Raw genomic sequence first — 15,828 nt, forward strand, 5'->3', positions numbered from 1 at the left:
AAACACATATTTTCGAATTGTTTTTCCAACCGATATTTTTTCTGATTTCAACGGTCTATGCTGCAGCATTGCATAGAGAAACAGAAATCCACTGATAATAATATTTTCCCTGCTTCCAAATCCAAGTTTCTGTTCAATTGCTTGAAGCAATACAAAAGCCAGACTTCCCAACGCTGCCCGCAAAAACAGATTTTTTTCGACAAGCGGTACAAACCACAAATTCCAAAAACCTGCAAAATTGTGTAATTTAAATATCCTCCCTGAACCAAGGATGTACTTCCACTACATGAAAAATATAAAAAAGCAGTCAGACCGATCAAAGCACATACAATATACATCGCTCCGGCTTTCACCTTTGTTATCATTTCCGGATGAAAATCTCCATATTTTTCTTCAATTTGTCCCATAGAAAAATACCTTCCGGAAAACGTTTTATTCAAATACAAATACACTATGACAATACACAATAATAAAAAAAGCGGTTCCAGACGCCCAGTTAATCCATTTTCACGCCCAGTTGAACGTATGTGAAGCTTAAATATTGTTGTAATTTCTGCCAGTATAAACTGAAGAGCTATGCTGATCCATATGAAACGTATCCTGCATACTCTATATATATTTTCAAAAAGAAAAGCGATTCCTGCCATACTGATCAGCACTACAGCAAAAATCAAAAGTAACGGCAACTTCCACTGAAATCTTAACCATCCGGCAATACATACTCCAAATGCAATCTGTTCCCCTACTGCTACATAAAACTCATTTCCTAATGCCAGCAAAAGAATCCCCAGAACTGCCGGAAACCATATAAGTGCCTGACTGATATAAAGTTTGATAATTTCTTTTTGAAACCATTTGTCCATATGTAAAATCCCAAAAATAAAGATAATCAGGATGGATATCATATATGGATATATCCTGTCAAATATTTTTATATGTTTATCCATAATTTCTTTCATCTTTAAACTCCCATATCCGGTGATATATTTTTTTATAATCATAAATCTCCGAAGTAAGAATAATAAATGATGTTCCTTCCTGTACCAATTCCTGCATCCATTTATTAATATTCTGGCGACAATCATAATCCAGATTTAAAAATGGAGTTTTGAGAACTACCAGTTCGGGAGCAAAAATTTTCCAACGTTCTAAAATGATCTTCAATCGACCTGCTTCTGTCAAAAGCTCCCCTTCACTTCCCAACTGTTTCGCCATAGCTTTTTCTGCTGATTCTATTCTTCTAAAATGAAATGGATGAATTTTTTTCACATTAGGGAGTATCAGATTTTCCCCAATTGAAATATTCCTGAATACTTCTTTAGGATCAGAAAAACTTCTGATAAAAATAATTTTATTTTTATACTGATTACCCAAAGTAGTGGAAGATAATTTTTTACCTCTAAAAAAAACGTTAGCTAAACCACTGCTTTTCCCGCAAAGAACAGAAAATAATTTCATCAAACTACGAGTATCTTCTGTTTTTATCAAAAGAATTTCTCCTGTATTAACCGAAAATCTCTGTCGTTCTTTTACTCCGTGTAAAATAATCTCTGCACGATATTTTTCTTTTCGCTCATACTCATTGGATTTTTTCAGAACTCCTACTGATCTAGTAATATACGAAGATATTGATTCCTGAGTTTCCTGATTCCGGTAAAATTTCTTTATTATATGATAATCCTTGAATATGCAGGTAACATCTGCAAATTTCGCAGCAAAACGAACATTCTTAGTCATAATAATAAAAGAAAAACCTCTTTCTTTCATCCGCCTGATGATTTCATCATATCGTTCCAATTCATCTTCAGAAATATCTTCATATTCATCATGGATCATAATCATTTTGGCACCTGAATAACCTGCCCGCAAAAGATATAGAATTCTTTTTTCTACAGGTCGAAGATTCCAACACTTAGAAGTAACTTCCATGTTCATTCCAGATTCGTGCAATAATTGTTCTGCTCTTTTTTTGTTTTCTTTTTCGTTCCATAGTTGAGGACAAAAATGCTCGCAGGACAGAATCATCAAATACTCCATCAGATTAAGATCTTTATTTTCCATTTCTTCCATGGATGATAAATAAAAATCTTTTTTCACTTCTTCAGAAATATATTTCTGATTCACATCCTTCCCATTAATACTGATTTTTCCTTTAATTCTTTTTGCATTTCCACTTAAGTACTGCAAAATTGCCGCTTCTCCGGCATTACTCAAACCAGTCAGACATACAATTTCTCCCTGATTTATCAATAAATTAATTTTTTCAAGGCAAAAATATCCCTTCTGATCTTGTATATATGTCTGATAAAACGCAACATAATTCTTTTTCATATACTCCCCTGATACCCTGTTCTGCGCGGAAGCAATATTTCCACATCAGTTCCTTTTCCTTCTGTTGAATAAACAGTAATCCCATATTCTTCACCAAAAAAAGTTCTGATCCTGCTATGTACATTTGGAAGAGCTATTCCGTGCGTGCTCTTACTCTTTTTATTCAAATATCCCTGCTCAAGTGCCTGATTCAGCTGTCTCAGTTTTTCTTCGCTCATCCCTACTCCATCATCAGAAACCGTGATCAGAAGAACGTCTTCTGTTACATCAGCCATGATCAATACTTTTCCTTCTTTCTTTTGTTCAAGTCCATGCAATATAGCATTTTCGACAATAGGTTGCAGCATCAGTTTTGGAACAATGCAATCTTGTATATCTCGATCCCTAGCAGATTCATCTACCTCAACTGTAAAACGTCCCTGGAATCTGTAATTCTGAATCTTTATATAATTTTCCATATTGATCATTTCTTCTCGAAATGTAACTCTATTCTCTTTTCCGCTGATACTATACCGAAAAAAATTTGCCAGTGCCTCCAACATTACAGCAATATTTTTTTCACCATTAATTATAGCTTGTCCTCTTATGCTATCCAGTGTATTATACAGAAAATGCGGATTAATCTGACTTTGCAGTGCGATTAGCTGTGCATGTTTGTCATACACCTCCGTAGCTTCTTTTTGAATATTCTGTTCAATCAGGCCTTCCAGAATTTCAGTTATATATCCCTTTACTACCTCTGATGCCCATAACTGCTCATCCAGAAAATCTTCCCAGCTACTGTTTCTTACAATTCTTTCCAGATTTTTATTCCAACTCTTCATGCTTTTATATATGAAATGATACCCTATCCATGCAGACAGAATTGCTCCCAGAATTCCTGTAAACAACAACCAGCTTTCAGGATGGAACAGATACATAATAAGCACCAGTGCTTCTCCTAACCAGCAGCTACAAAACCATTTTATTTTTTCATCTGTCATTATCCACTCCTTCTGCTATATATCCGCCTTATTTCTTTATTTCGTATATAATTTACGAAACAGGGATGGTTTCATGCCTACCATTTTTTCAAAACACTGACTAAAGTATCTTGCGTCTGCATATCCTACTTTTTCCGCAATACTGCTCATAGTATCATTGGTTATTCTCAAAAGTTCTTTTGCATGATTAATCCGAATCTCTGTAAGATAAGAAAGGAAGTTTTTTCCGGTTTCTTTTTTAAAAAGAGCAGAAAAATAACTGGCATTCAGTCCCACATATTTTGCAATCTCTTCTAATCCTATTTTTTCCATGTAATTGTTTTCCACATACTCCATTGCTTTTCTTACTGGAAGATATGACAATTGTTTTTTTTCATTCTCTGCCTGATTCATATAGTTTTTTATAAATTTTTTCAATAATTTATTTACATCAGACTTACTTCTGCAAAACATCATTTTTTCCAGGAATGTTTTCTGTATATCTTTTTGCTGGATATTATATGAGTTTATACATGTCATTAAAAGCATTTCTGACAGACGATAATATGTCTCCGCTTTTCCGTCTTCCTCGCCAATCCTGCTATAAATCTGATCAATGATCTGATACACCTGAATACCCTGAAAACTGTGAAGCGCATTAATAAATGAATTTTTAAAAATATCAAGCAATTCTTTTTCATTTAGTGCTCTTCTGTCTTTCATTTCTCTTTCTGTAATAAGTTTTCCTGTACCAATAATAATCCTTTCATTGATCATTCCTTCACTTTTCTTCAAAGCATCTGCCATCTGGACTTTATCATATTCTTCACTGAGAGCAATTGTAATTTCATAATCCTGGAAAGAATAGATATAATTTTTTATATCTACCAGCCATTTGTTAAAATCCTGCTCCATATCTCTCTCGGAAATATGATCATAATTTATTACACCCATTATTTTAAGTCCTGGAAAATCCGAACCAATCCAATATACAGAAATACTGGAAAAATATTTATACATAGCATCCGTAATGCTTTGTATAATAAAACGGCTTTCTGATCTTTCTACGTCATTCAGATCAAAACAATCCAGTTTTATACAAAACGTTCTGATTTTTTTCCCTGAAATCTGAATAAAATACTTTCCTTCCAATTCCTCTACGTTTAAATCTCCCTCATTCATCAATCTCTGCAAAAATTCTTTTTCCATCAGAGAACGACTTGCTTTCACTTTTTCCCTTAATTCCAAATCCTCTTTATTCCTTATAAATTCTTGCTCACACCTTTTTTTTATATTCGCCAAAACATCATTTAATTCTTTCTCATTCACTGGCTTCAAGAGATAATCAACTACCCCATATTTTAATGCTGCCTGTGCATATTCAAAATCAGAGTAACCACTGAGCAGAATAAATTTTGTATTGAATCCTTCCTGCCGCAATTTAGATATCATTTCTAATCCATCCATCATCGGCATTTTAATATCCGAAATTACAATATCCGGTTTTTCTGAGATAATATGCTGAAATGCATCTAATCCATCCAAAAAAATCCCCTGAAGATTCATATCCAGTTCATCCCAATGAATTAAAGCTTCAATTAACTGTGCAATCCATTTTTCGTCATCCACAATCATGACGTTTAATTTTTTCATACATTATCTCTTTCCTTTCCCTATTTTCACGCTTTTATATAATTTTAAAAGGATATTTTTTCTTCGTCAAGAAATATATGTAAAATATTACTATATTTGTTACTGTTCAGGGGGCAATGGTATTTAGATAAATAAAGCATATTACGGAGATTACTTGACATTTAAAAGAAATGCCTTGAAAAATTTATGAAATATGAACATTGTTAAATTTTTGTTCGTTTTGGCAACGACAAATAAGCAGATTCTCATCTGCTTGAAAAAGTGATATACTACCAGTTGATGATACTATTTAGGAAACACGGTATATCAGATATTTGGGTTTTCTGAAATGAGCCGTTTTAAGTCTTGGGAATTGTCGATTGCAGCGGATCGGGACTAATTCCTTTTGTAACAGTGCCATCACATTCATGGAATCTGTCTCCGTGTGGAGACGGAGATAGATTCTGCATATATGTGCAGCAAGTGTAAAGTTTACTTTATAGGAATATTTACGTTTCCCGTGAGCGACTACAGTATGAGCAACAAGAAGTTCAGTGGCATTATAAGCGATAAATTTTGCCCATATTTCCTGTTTTATAAAATCAGGCTTATAACTGTGATAATGACTTAATCCAATCGTATATTTCAGTTTGCGAAAAGAGGATTCAATGCCATCTGGAATTATAGATTTCCTTAAGCTTTTCAACGGAAAAGTTTTCTTCCGTAAGATTTGTTACAAGGCATTCATAAGTATCTTCTGATATTGGAAACCGTACAATTCGAAAAGTCAGATCATAAGTATCTTCTGAGCCATATTTTATGTAGTCAAAAGAAGCTGCCTGGTCAACATATCTTCGGTAAAAACCATCTTTAATTTTTATAGATCTACGATGGGATCTCGTAAGAGTTACATCAACAGTTATATCAAATGTATCAGAATCCGGAAAAACAAAGTTCCCAATCAATCCTTTGCTTGTAATGTCTTTTGTACGAAAAACAAAGTACTGTTCTTTTTCGATCACGTGAGCCATGTTGTTATAAGAGCAATACCCTCTGTCCCCAACAAAAATAATTCTTTGATCCGGGTGAGGGATATGTCTGTCTACAAGCTGGCAAAAAGCAAGGAATTCATCTTTTTTATGTGCAGACTAAAGAATGGCATCCGTATAGATCCGGTTATTTATGTCATAAAAGGCATTGATGTGTATGCTGTAAAAGCTAGAAGTGGAATGTCCTTCTGAGATAAAATAATCATCAGATGAATATTTTGAAAAGCTGAAAAAAGAGGTAGTAGAACCATCAGCAGCAATGTATTGATACTGATGTTCCTGATTGGAAAATTCAAGTTTTTCGGAAGAAGAAGTAAACTCATGGAATACAGCTTCCAGAGCCTCTTGCATCATTTGGGAACGCCTTTGATTTAGGGCAGATATAGAAGGTAGATCCTCTGACATTTGAAAGAAATCCAGAAATTCGTATTTCGTGGAAGAAGCACCTTGAGAAATAAGGAACGAAATAACATGCTCTGACGAGTATACACAAACAGGAAACCTGTCTAGCGGCAAGTCTCCTGTTCATATTCTTATCAATAACAATCAAATATTCTTATTTCAGCCTCAGCAGGCTTTCCTTCTTGCTTCATCCTCTTTCCGCTCTTCTCCGACTTCTGTCATCAAATACGGATCAAGAACCTCTTCCAGCTCTTTCTCAGTCATGATCCCCTGTTCCAGAACAAGCTCTCGTACAGATTTGCCAGTTTTTACTGCAGTTTTTGCGATGGTTGCAGACGCCTTATAGCCAATATGCGGGCAAAGAGCCGTTGCGATTCCTGCACTGCTTTCCATCAAGTCTTTGCAGTGTTTGCGGTTTGCGGTGATTCCTGTGATACAGTTTACGATCAGGGTATCCACTGCTTTTTCCAAAGTGGTAATGGACTCAAACAGGTTACAGAAAACTACCGGCTCAAAAGCATTCAGTTCCAGCTGACCGGCTTCTGCTGCCATGGTAATGGTGGTATCATGTCCTACGATGTGGAAAGCAACCTGGCTTACTACCTCCGGAATGACCGGATTTACCTTACCTGGCATGATGGAAGACCCATTCTGCTTTGCCGGAAGATTGATCTCACCAAATCCGGTTTTCGGGCCGGAAGACATCAGTCGAAGATCGTTGCACATCTTGGAAAGATCCACCGCACAGGTTTTTACTACACCGGATACGGCAACAAAGCCGTCCAGATTTTCTGTTGCGTCAAAAAGGTCCTCGGCCTGTTTCAGCGGATAACCTGTAAGCTTTTCCAGATTTGGCACGATCTTATAAAAATAAGAATCGGAAACGTTGATAGCAGTTCCCACTGCAGTTCCTCCAAGGTTTACGGTGTACATTTCCCTGTGAGCCTTTTCGATACGTTTCCTGTCTCTGGAAACCATGGACGCATAACCGTGGAACACCTGACCAAGACGGATCGGAACTGCATCCTGAAGCTGTGTACGTCCCATAGTGATCACGTCATCGAACTCCTCTGCCTTTTTTGCAAGCTCCTTCTCAAGTCTTACCAGTGCTTTTTCCAGAGGTGCAAGAAGATCCAGAACGGTAAGCTTACCGGCCGTCGGGATCACATCATTGGTGGACTGCGCCATGTTTACGTGATCATTTGGATGGACCATTTTATAGCTACCCTTCGGACATCCGAGGATCTCACCGGCTCTGTTTGCGATCACCTCATTCATATTCATATTTGCGCTGGTTCCGGCACCACCCTGAATGGCATCTACGATAAATTCCTCAGCCAATTTTCCTGCGATCACTTCATCACAGGCTCTGACAATGGCGTCTGCCTTATCCTCCGGAAGAAGCCCTGCATTATTATTAGTGATAGCTGCTGCTTTTTTAATCTGTGCCAGGTTCCTGATAAATACCGGATGAAGCTTTGTACCTGTAATAGGAAAATTCTGTTTTGCCCTTAAAGCCTGAACTCCGTAATAAGCCTCTGCAGGCACTTCCATAGTTCCGATCGAATCTGCTTCCAGTCTTGTTTCTGTTGTCATTTTATCATCCCTCTTCTTTCTTCTGATCCTGTGCACATCTGATTTGCTCCGCCCTCTGATCTCATTTTTTCAGTCCGACGGATATTCACTGTTTACAAATCATTCTGTTATTTTCATTTTTATCAGCAGCTGTTTTTCTGATGCCTAAGAAACTAACACTTTCTTTGTAACTTGTAAATACTATTAATGGAAAACCATGATTATCCGTGTTTTTCAATAGTTTGTATTAATCTTTTTAAGAATTACTTTTATTTTTCTTATTTTTATTAAGTCGTTTCTTGTGTTGTGATAACACACACAGTATAATCAATACAGAAATACCTATTTTCAATCCACTTCCTTACGCAGCTCTGCACCAGGTACAAATAACATTTTTTCATCGAAAGGAGACATTCCACATGGAACACAAACTCGACAACATCGACCGAAAGATCATCGAAATGCTTCAGAAAAACGCCCGCACCCCGGTAAAGGAAATCGCAAAGGAAGTCTTCCTCTCATCCCCCGCTGTTTCCGCCAGGATCGAACACCTCGAAAAAAACGGGCTGATCACAGGCTACCATGCCCAGATCAACCCGGTATTTCTCGGTTATCATATAAAAGCATTCATCAACCTGGAAGTAGAACCCAACCAAAAAAAAGACTTTTATCCCTTCATCCAGTCCATTCCAAATGTCATCGAATGCAACTGCGTCACCGGCGATTACTCCATGCTCATCGAAGTAGCCTTCCGCTCCACCATGGAACTGGACCACTTCATCAACGAACTCCAGCAGTTCGGCCGCACCAAAACACAGATCGTATTCTCCACCAGCGTAGAACACAGAGATCTGCCGGTGGAGTAACCCCCACCGGCATTTTTTATAAACCATATCACATCGCTCTACCAGCCGACAGCGAAGCGCCTCAGACAACCGGAAACTCAGCCTTTCCTCCCAGGCATCCAGCGCAGCGCTGATGCCTCATCGCATTCCCGGCAGACCACTCAACCCAACATTTACACCCAAACTCCCGAGCAGCCATCCTCCCCTGCCGCCTTGAAAAACCAGCCCGTGAGGCGTGTGCTGCCTGTCGCCGGACTCTGCAGGAGGGGAGCTGATTCTTGGCTGGCGGAAATCTGCGTTGTTTTTCAAAAGTCCGCTGTCTAAGCGGCTGCAAGACGCGAGTTCGGACTTTTGGAAAACGGTTTTAGCAGAATTCCGGCAGCCTAGAAGCCAGCCCCCGACGAAGCCCCGGCGACAGGCAGCACACGCCTCACGGGCGTCCGTATTTCAACAAAAAAAGAACAGCAATGAACCTCAAATCCACCACTGCTCTCCATTCATTTCCTAAATCACTTTCCCATCAAAGCAACAATCTTCTCCTTCAGTTCCCGCGCATTCTTCTTCGGATCCTCCGCCTTCATGATCGCAGAAACAACCGCCATACCACTCATACCGGCGCCCTCAAGCACATCCATATTCCCGGCATTCAATCCCCCGATCGCAACCGCCGGAATCGGAACCGCCTCACAAATATCCTTCAACGTAGAAACCTTGGTAAGAATCGTCACCACCTTAGTAGTAGTAGGATAAATCGCCCCCACACCAAGATAATCCGCACCATCCTCATAAGCCTTCACAGCAGCCTCCACCGTCTTGGCAGTAGCCCCCACGATCTTATCCGGTCCCATCAGCTTCCTTGCCACAGCAACCGGAATATCAGAAGCTCCAACATGCACACCAGCCGCATCACAGGCCAGCGCCACATCCACACGATCATCAATGATCAGCGGCACATTGTAACGATCTGTGATCTCCTTCACCTTAAAAGCCTTATCCAGATACTCCCGTCCACCCTTATTCTTCTCGCGAAGCTGGACCAGAGTCACACCACCCTTACAAGCCTCCTCAACCGTACGGAGCAAAGACTCCTCCGTATGATAAGAACTATCCGTCACCAGATACAACGTTACATCCAAATCTTTTCTATCCATCCTAATCCCCTCTTTTTCAGTACATTTCAATCTTCAACAGATCCAGCAGCTGTCGATCCGAAAGCCCATAGATCTCATCCAGCAGATTTACCTGAAAGCTTCCCGGACCGCGGGAAATCTTCTCCGCTTCCTCGCCGGCGATACCCATAAGTGCAGTACCAAGCACTGCCGCAGCCAGATAATTCCCGGATCTCCCATTTAATTCCATCTCAACACCAGACCAGACACCTGCCTCTATACTATCCGTCATCTCTTTCGCAATATTATCTTCGCACCCTGGCAAAAACGCCGCAGTCAGTGCACCGACCATACAGCCGGTTCCTGTGATCCCGGACAGCGCCGCACTGCCATTTTGTACCAGAACAACCCGTTCACCATCCGTAACAAAATCCTGTTTCCCGGTAGCCAGCACAATTGCCTGATTACTCCTTGAAAAAGCCCTCAGCACCTCACTGACAGTCTCCATATTTTCCGCAGTCAGGGCATCCTGCGCCCCCGCATCGATCCCAATCGCATGAGACGGCAGCCCGGAAACAGCCAGAAGCTCTGACATATTTCCCTTCAGCACTGCCGGATGACCGATCCTTAAAAGCTCCCTCGCCAGATCCAGCCTGAGATCACTGCAGGCAACCCCTACCAGATCCAGAAGAACCGGGATCTTATTTTCCATCGCTGTTCTCATAGAACGCTTCATTGACTCGATTCTGGCATCGGTAATATTCCCGAGATTCAGCATCAGCGCACCAGCCGATGCCGTAATATCTGTCACCTCTGCCGGATGCTCCGCCATGATTGGCCTTGCACCTACTGCAAGGACCACGTTGGCACAGTCATGGATCGAAATCGGATTGGTGATGCAATGGATCAGTGGCTTTTCTTCTTTAATTCGCTTTCGCAGTTGTAAAATTCTTTGTCTCATATGTTTTTGAACCCAAAGCTGCCTGGAATTTCACCAGAAGACCTGCTTTACTCAGAGCCTTCAGGAAAATATAGGCAACACATCCTCCCATTGTGGTTGCTGCAAGGAACATCGGCGTATAATAAAATGCTGTCAGTCCGCCTCTTCCCATCAGGAATGCCATCACCGGATAAGAAACCATGGATCCGATGATACCTGTTCCAAAGATCTCACCGATCACCGCGCAGATGATCTTGCCTTTGGAAAGTCTGTAGAACACACCTGAAAGAAATGCGCCAAATACTGCACCGGTCAGTGCAAGTGGCGGGATTCCCATGAACATCATACGGATCACGCCGATCATGGTCGCACAGAGAAGGGAATACCACGGTCCCATCAGAACCGAGCATACGATATTGACAAGATGCGCCGTGGGGCACATTCCCTCAATCCTCAGAATCGGTGAAATAACGACACCGATCGCAACCATCATTGCCAGCATTACCATACGAAGCGTGTGCATCCTTTGTTTTTCCATAGTGTTTTTCCTCCCTGAAATATCAGGCAGAGCCCTGTCAGATCCGGGCAAAAGCTTCCCGTCTGCTGCAGTCTGCCCTTAGATTTTGGCGGTCGAAGTTCCCTTACTTCCTCTCACTCCGAAAACACGGATTCCCATCGCTTACATGATCCTTCCGGAAAAATCCTCCGGAATATCACTCTCCTGCCAGACATTAAGGCGCTCCCCTTCCTGCCCGCTCTTTCGCAGAAGCTCCACATGCAGTCTCTGTCACTTTCACATCCCCACATTGTCAGAACATTCCAGTTCCATTCCTGCATCCGAAAAGAGCGCATCCCATGGAAAACTCCACGGAGACACGCTCTCAGATCACAATCCCTCCGTTGGCATTACCCAAATCAGGTACGGTCGAAGATCTATCTTCCTCTCAGCCTGTCACACAAGCTCCCGCTGGCTCTTTTCTTTTCTGTTTTTCAATATAGCACACACCTATCCCGTTGTCAAACCTCCACTGCTTATTGCTCTTTGCACTCCCGCCGGAGACGTTACTGTTCACTCCGTTCTCAGCAACACGCTTCGCGATGCACAGAATTTATGCTAATCGCATAAATTCGCGCGGTATGTCTCGGGTTTTCTGTGACCTTCGCTCACAAAAAACACCTCGCGGAATATTACCAGTGAACAGTAACCCGGAAACTTTCCTAATTCAGTTAAACAATTATTTCGACATAAAAAACTCCCTGCTTCACTACTTTTCATAGTAAAACAGGAAGTATATAAATCTTATTTTGAGATCTCGTCGATCAGACGCAGCTCCTCAGCTGTAAACGGTGCACAGTGGATCGCTTTCACATTATCAAGGATCTGCTGCGGCTTGGAAGCTCCAATCAGAACACTGGTAACTTCCTTATGCTGAAGCAGCCAGCCAAGCGCCATATCAGCCAGCTTCTCTCCACGCTGGGCTGCCAGATCGTTCAGTCTCCGGATCTGATCCAGACGCTCCGGCGTCAGCACACTTTCCTTAAGGAATCTTCCATCTTTGCGGATACGGCTGTCCTCCGGGATCCCGTTCAGGTAACGGTCTGTCAGCTGTCCCTGAGCAAGAGGGCTAAAGGTGATCAGACCTTTTTTCAAAATGCCGGTGGTTCTCTTGAGACCGTTTTCTTCCACAGTTCTGTCAAAAATGGAATACCGGTTCTGGTTGATCACAAAGGGACATTTCAGATCCTTCAGGATCGCTGCCGCCTGGCTTAAGGTTTTTCCATCATAATTGGAAAGTCCCACATAAAGGGCCTTGCCCTGCTGAACCGCTGTTGCCAGCGCCCCCATAGTCTCCTCAAGCGGAGTCTCCGGGTCCATTCTGTGATGGTAAAAAATATCCACATATTCCAGACCCATGCGCTTCAGGCTCTGGTCAAGGCTCGCCAGAAGATACTTGCGGCTGCCCCAGTTTCCATAAGGGCCTTCCCACATATCATAGCCTGCCTTTGTTGTGATGATCAGCTCATCACGGTATGGCATCAGTTCTTCTTTCAGGATCTTGCCAAAATTCCGCTCCGCACTTCCGTAAGCCGGACCGTAATTATTGGCAAGGTCAAACTGTGTGATTCCGTTGTCAAAAGCTGTGAAACAAAGCTGTTTCATATTTTCATAATCAGATGTATCTCCGAAATTATGCCATAATCCGAGAGATACCTTCGGAAGCATCAGACCGCTTTCTCCGCAACGGTTATACTCCATGGTTTCGTATCGTTCCTTTGCAGGTGCGTACATAAAAAAATCCTCCCATAATGTCCCATGATTTACCTTATCTGCAACTACTTCTACTATACTTCACCCACACCTATTTCGCAAGACGGATCATATTCCAGCTGTGTTTTGCAAAAACTGCCTCCAGTTTTCCGCCGTCCAGCTTTGAGCATTCTGCACTGGCTTTTACAGGAACTACATTCTCGGGCTGCGCCTCTGTATTAACTGCCTGAAGATTATCGTTATTCAGCACGATATGCTCTATGATCTTATATCCCTCAAACTGTCTTAAATCACAGGAAACTTCCATATCCTCATCCAGACTCTTATTCACCGCAAAGATCGTCAGTGTATCCTTTTCCTCATTCCAGACGCACACCGAATCCAGATATGGAGCTTCTCCATAAGTCTTGCTCTCATATATAGGTGTGAGAACCTGTGTATTAAGGACGGTTCCTCTTCCAAACACACTTGTCAGCATATACGGATAAAAGATCGTCTGACGCCATGCGCCTGTATCGGATGTCATGATCGGTGCGATAACATTTACCAGCTGTGCCATGCAGGCAATCTTTACACGGTCTGCATGACGGAGAAGTGTGATCAGCATGCTTCCCACAAGAAGTGCATCCTCAAAGTTATAAACATCCTCCAGCTGATGGGGCGCCTGTACCCATTTTTCCAGTTTCTTGTCCTGCTCATCGCTGTGGTACCATACATTCCACTCATCGAAGGAAAGATTTATCTGTTTTTTTCCATGCTTCTTTGCTTTTACAGCATCGCAGATGGAAACCACTCCTGAGATAAAATCATCCATGCCCTTGGAGCTTGCCAGAAAATCGGCAGTGTCTCCCGCTGCATTTCCATAGTACTGATGAAGGGAAAGATAATCCACCTGATCGTAAGCCTCGTCAAGAACCGTATACTCCCAGGAGCCAAAGGTAGGCATTTCCAGATTGGAGCTTCCGCATGCAACAGTCTCAACCTCCGGATCCATAAATTTCATCAGGCGTGCAGTCTCTGCTGCAACTCTTCCGTACTCTGCCGCGGTTTTATGTCCCATCTGCCACGGACCGTCCATCTCGTTTCCGAGACACCATAATTTGATATCATGCGGCTGTTCATAGCCGTGAGCCTTACGGAGATCACTGTAATAGGTACCTCCCTTAAAGTTACAGTATTCCAGAAGATTTTTCGCATCCTCCGGGCCTCTTGTTCCCAGGTTTACTGCCATCATCACATCACTGCCGGCTTTTCTGGACCAGTCCATAAACTCATTGAGTCCAAACTGGTTTGTCTCGATGACACCCCAGGCCAGATCCGTTCTGGACGGACGCTGAGCTTTCGGCCCAACGCTGTCCTCCCAACGGAATCCGGATACAAAATTTCCGCCCGGATAACGGACAATCGGAACCTGAAGCTCTTTTACCAGCTCCAGAGTATCCTTCCGGAAGCCCTGCTCATCAGAAAGGGGACTGCCTTCCTGATAAATGCCCTCATAAACCGCACGTCCGAGATGTTCTATAAAGGAACCATAGATCCTTTTGTCTGTTTTTCCGGTGAGGAAATATTTGTCCACGATGATCTGCGCTTTTTTCATTGTAAAAATCCTCCTGTAAATTATTATTTTCTGCTGCTACCGCATTTAGCTCTGTTTCCGATTCCGCCATATACCGGCTCTTACGCCTCTATTCGCTCACACACTCTCAGCGGAAATCAACCGTTTCTATGTTTCATTTTACCATCCTGTTCTATCCATACCAGTGATTATCTTCCGAAATAGTTGACTTTTTTTCCGGTAAGATTTATCGTAAAGACAGTCTTACCAGACGGACGTCCCTCTGTCACTTTACTTTATACTTCCAGACAGAAAGTTCTTTACAATGCCACAGTCGGATTGTCTGATCTACGTAATGAAAGGAGCGCAGCATTTCCATGGATTTCACCTTAAATTTCTGCGAATACAACCGTTCCAACTCCGATTACGACAGGATTTTCCGGCCGGAGGGAAGCGGAGATTTTCTTTTTCTTTTATTTAAAACACCAATGAAGGTTTATCTGGGCGGTCAGCTTACTGTCACCCGGGATAATGCCTGCATCTTTTATATTCCGGGAAATCCCCAGCATTATCAGGCTGTACGAAAATTTCGGAACAGTTATGTCCATTTTTCCTGCGGAGAAAACCTGGCAAAACGGTTCGGACTTCCCTGCAACGAAATTTTTTACCCCAGTGACTGCCAGGAGATCGATCACTGTATCCAGAAGCTGCAGCATGAATATCTGAACAGAGAAGTTTTTTCCCAGGACTACGAGTATGCCCTGCTCTGCCAGCTGATGATCACAGCCTCACGGGAACTCCGCAGTACAGATACAGGCAAGTCTGCAGACTCGGAGCTCTGCAGACTGTTCCAAAAAATCCGTCTGGAAATGCTTACAAATTACGAAAAGCCATGGACAACAGAAAAGCTCTGCGCCATGGCTAATCTCGAAAAAAGTCAGTTTTATTCCTGTTACCGGAATTTTTTTGACAGCACCCCTCATGCTGACCTGAATCTGCTCCGTCTGGAAAAAGCCAAAAATCTGCTCACCAACGAAGCTCTGCCTGTTCAACAGGTGGCTCTGCTGTGCGGATTTTCAAATCTCTCCCACTTCAGCCGGTACTTCCGAAAGAACTGTGGCTGTTCGCCCAGTGAGTGGGCACGCCGCCCCTGACCAAA

General features: G+C 42.1%; 13 protein-coding genes, 1 pseudogene and 1 riboswitch. Of the genes and pseudogenes, 2 read left to right on the forward strand and 12 right to left on the reverse strand.

All coding sequences use genetic code 11. From position 1 onward, the window contains the following. Nucleotides 1-47: 47 nt before the first annotated feature. The 7 genes and pseudogenes from CCC70_RS07485 to CCC70_RS07515 form a co-directional block, all read right to left on the reverse strand. Entirely contained in the window at nucleotides 48-959 is a 912-nt protein-coding gene (locus CCC70_RS07485) for a hypothetical protein (protein WP_287084584.1), read from the reverse strand. Then, nucleotides 940-2,331: an ATP-binding cassette domain-containing protein gene (locus CCC70_RS07490; protein WP_287084585.1), complete on the reverse strand. Its 1,392-nt coding sequence runs from the start codon at nucleotides 2,329-2,331 to the stop codon at nucleotides 940-942. Before CCC70_RS07490 ends, CCC70_RS07485 begins: the two co-directional genes overlap by 20 nt. Continuing rightward, the gene (locus CCC70_RS07495; protein ID WP_287084586.1) at nucleotides 2,328-3,314 is read right to left on the reverse strand and encodes a sensor histidine kinase; all 987 of its coding nucleotides are present in this window, start codon (nucleotides 3,312-3,314) and stop codon (nucleotides 2,328-2,330) included. The genes CCC70_RS07490 and CCC70_RS07495 overlap by 4 nt, the downstream gene beginning before the upstream one ends. 36 nt (nucleotides 3,315-3,350) lie before the next feature. Then, nucleotides 3,351-4,946: a response regulator transcription factor gene (locus CCC70_RS07500; RefSeq protein ID WP_287084587.1), complete on the reverse strand. Its 1,596-nt coding sequence runs from the start codon at nucleotides 4,944-4,946 to the stop codon at nucleotides 3,351-3,353. 644 nt (nucleotides 4,947-5,590) lie between these two features. Next, nucleotides 5,591-6,034, reverse strand: a pseudogene (locus CCC70_RS07505) (transposase); the annotation flags it as partial. 39 nt (nucleotides 6,035-6,073) lie between these two features. Continuing rightward, nucleotides 6,074-6,328, reverse strand: a complete 255-nt coding sequence (locus CCC70_RS07510; RefSeq protein ID WP_287084588.1) for a hypothetical protein — start codon at nucleotides 6,326-6,328, stop codon at nucleotides 6,074-6,076. A gap of 213 nt (nucleotides 6,329-6,541) precedes the next feature. Beyond that, on the reverse strand, nucleotides 6,542-7,972 hold the full coding sequence (locus CCC70_RS07515) for an aspartate ammonia-lyase (RefSeq protein ID WP_118752862.1): 1,431 nt from the start codon (nucleotides 7,970-7,972) through the stop codon (nucleotides 6,542-6,544). 398 nt (nucleotides 7,973-8,370) lie between these two features. Here CCC70_RS07515 and CCC70_RS07520 point away from each other — a divergent pair, with 398 nt between their 5' ends. Beyond that, a complete protein-coding gene (locus tag CCC70_RS07520) occupies nucleotides 8,371-8,817 on the forward strand; it encodes an Lrp/AsnC family transcriptional regulator (RefSeq protein WP_021652217.1) in 447 nt (148 codons plus the stop codon). Between the two features lie 488 nt (nucleotides 8,818-9,305). Here the strand turns inward: CCC70_RS07520 and thiE are convergent, their stop codons facing one another. From thiE to arfA, 5 genes are all read right to left on the reverse strand, one after another. Next, on the reverse strand, nucleotides 9,306-9,947 hold the full coding sequence (thiE, locus tag CCC70_RS07525; protein WP_015526321.1) for a thiamine phosphate synthase: 642 nt from the start codon (nucleotides 9,945-9,947) through the stop codon (nucleotides 9,306-9,308). A gap of 16 nt (nucleotides 9,948-9,963) precedes the next feature. Then, complete coding sequence (locus tag CCC70_RS07530; protein WP_287084589.1) at nucleotides 9,964-10,866, reverse strand: hydroxyethylthiazole kinase; 903 nt, start codon at nucleotides 10,864-10,866, stop codon at nucleotides 9,964-9,966. Next, entirely contained in the window at nucleotides 10,829-11,383 is a 555-nt protein-coding gene (thiW, locus tag CCC70_RS07535) for an energy coupling factor transporter S component ThiW (RefSeq protein WP_015526323.1), read from the reverse strand. The genes CCC70_RS07530 and thiW overlap by 38 nt, the downstream gene beginning before the upstream one ends. A 337-nt stretch (nucleotides 11,384-11,720) precedes the next feature. Further along, nucleotides 11,721-11,823, reverse strand: a riboswitch (TPP riboswitch). A 322-nt stretch (nucleotides 11,824-12,145) separates the two neighbouring features. Beyond that, nucleotides 12,146-13,135: an aldo/keto reductase gene (locus tag CCC70_RS07540; RefSeq protein WP_287084590.1), complete on the reverse strand. Its 990-nt coding sequence runs from the start codon at nucleotides 13,133-13,135 to the stop codon at nucleotides 12,146-12,148. Between the two features lie 70 nt (nucleotides 13,136-13,205). After that, complete coding sequence (gene arfA, locus CCC70_RS07545; protein WP_287084591.1) at nucleotides 13,206-14,711, reverse strand: arabinosylfuranosidase ArfA; 1,506 nt, start codon at nucleotides 14,709-14,711, stop codon at nucleotides 13,206-13,208. A gap of 335 nt (nucleotides 14,712-15,046) precedes the next feature. Between arfA and CCC70_RS07550 the strand changes: the two genes are divergently transcribed. After that, the gene (locus CCC70_RS07550; RefSeq protein WP_138276960.1) at nucleotides 15,047-15,823 is read left to right on the forward strand and encodes a helix-turn-helix domain-containing protein; all 777 of its coding nucleotides are present in this window, start codon (nucleotides 15,047-15,049) and stop codon (nucleotides 15,821-15,823) included. Nucleotides 15,824-15,828 lie beyond the last annotated feature (5 nt).

Origin of the sequence: Blautia sp. LMAG:89 (assembly GCF_008679485.1) — a bacterium.
Classification (GTDB): Bacteria; Bacillota; Clostridia; order Lachnospirales; family Lachnospiraceae; genus Blautia_A; species Blautia_A fusiformis.

Coding starts and splice junctions, on each gene's coding strand:
- CCC70_RS07485 (WP_287084584.1), bottom strand. CDS start 959: ATGAAAGAAATTATGGATAAACATATAAAAATATTTGACAGGATATAT.
- CCC70_RS07490 (WP_287084585.1), bottom strand. CDS start 2,331: ATGAAAAAGAATTATGTTGCGTTTTATCAGACATATATACAAGATCAG.
- CCC70_RS07495 (WP_287084586.1), bottom strand. CDS start 3,314: ATGACAGATGAAAAAATAAAATGGTTTTGTAGCTGCTGGTTAGGAGAA.
- CCC70_RS07500 (WP_287084587.1), bottom strand. CDS start 4,946: ATGAAAAAATTAAACGTCATGATTGTGGATGACGAAAAATGGATTGCA.
- CCC70_RS07510 (WP_287084588.1), bottom strand. CDS start 6,328: ATGATGCAAGAGGCTCTGGAAGCTGTATTCCATGAGTTTACTTCTTCT.
- CCC70_RS07515 (WP_118752862.1), bottom strand. CDS start 7,972: ATGACAACAGAAACAAGACTGGAAGCAGATTCGATCGGAACTATGGAA.
- CCC70_RS07520 (WP_021652217.1), top strand. CDS start 8,371: ATGGAACACAAACTCGACAACATCGACCGAAAGATCATCGAAATGCTT.
- thiE (WP_015526321.1), bottom strand. CDS start 9,947: ATGGATAGAAAAGATTTGGATGTAACGTTGTATCTGGTGACGGATAGT.
- CCC70_RS07530 (WP_287084589.1), bottom strand. CDS start 10,866: ATGAGACAAAGAATTTTACAACTGCGAAAGCGAATTAAAGAAGAAAAG.
- thiW (WP_015526323.1), bottom strand. CDS start 11,383: ATGGAAAAACAAAGGATGCACACGCTTCGTATGGTAATGCTGGCAATG.
- CCC70_RS07540 (WP_287084590.1), bottom strand. CDS start 13,135: ATGTACGCACCTGCAAAGGAACGATACGAAACCATGGAGTATAACCGT.
- arfA (WP_287084591.1), bottom strand. CDS start 14,711: ATGAAAAAAGCGCAGATCATCGTGGACAAATATTTCCTCACCGGAAAA.
- CCC70_RS07550 (WP_138276960.1), top strand. CDS start 15,047: ATGGATTTCACCTTAAATTTCTGCGAATACAACCGTTCCAACTCCGAT.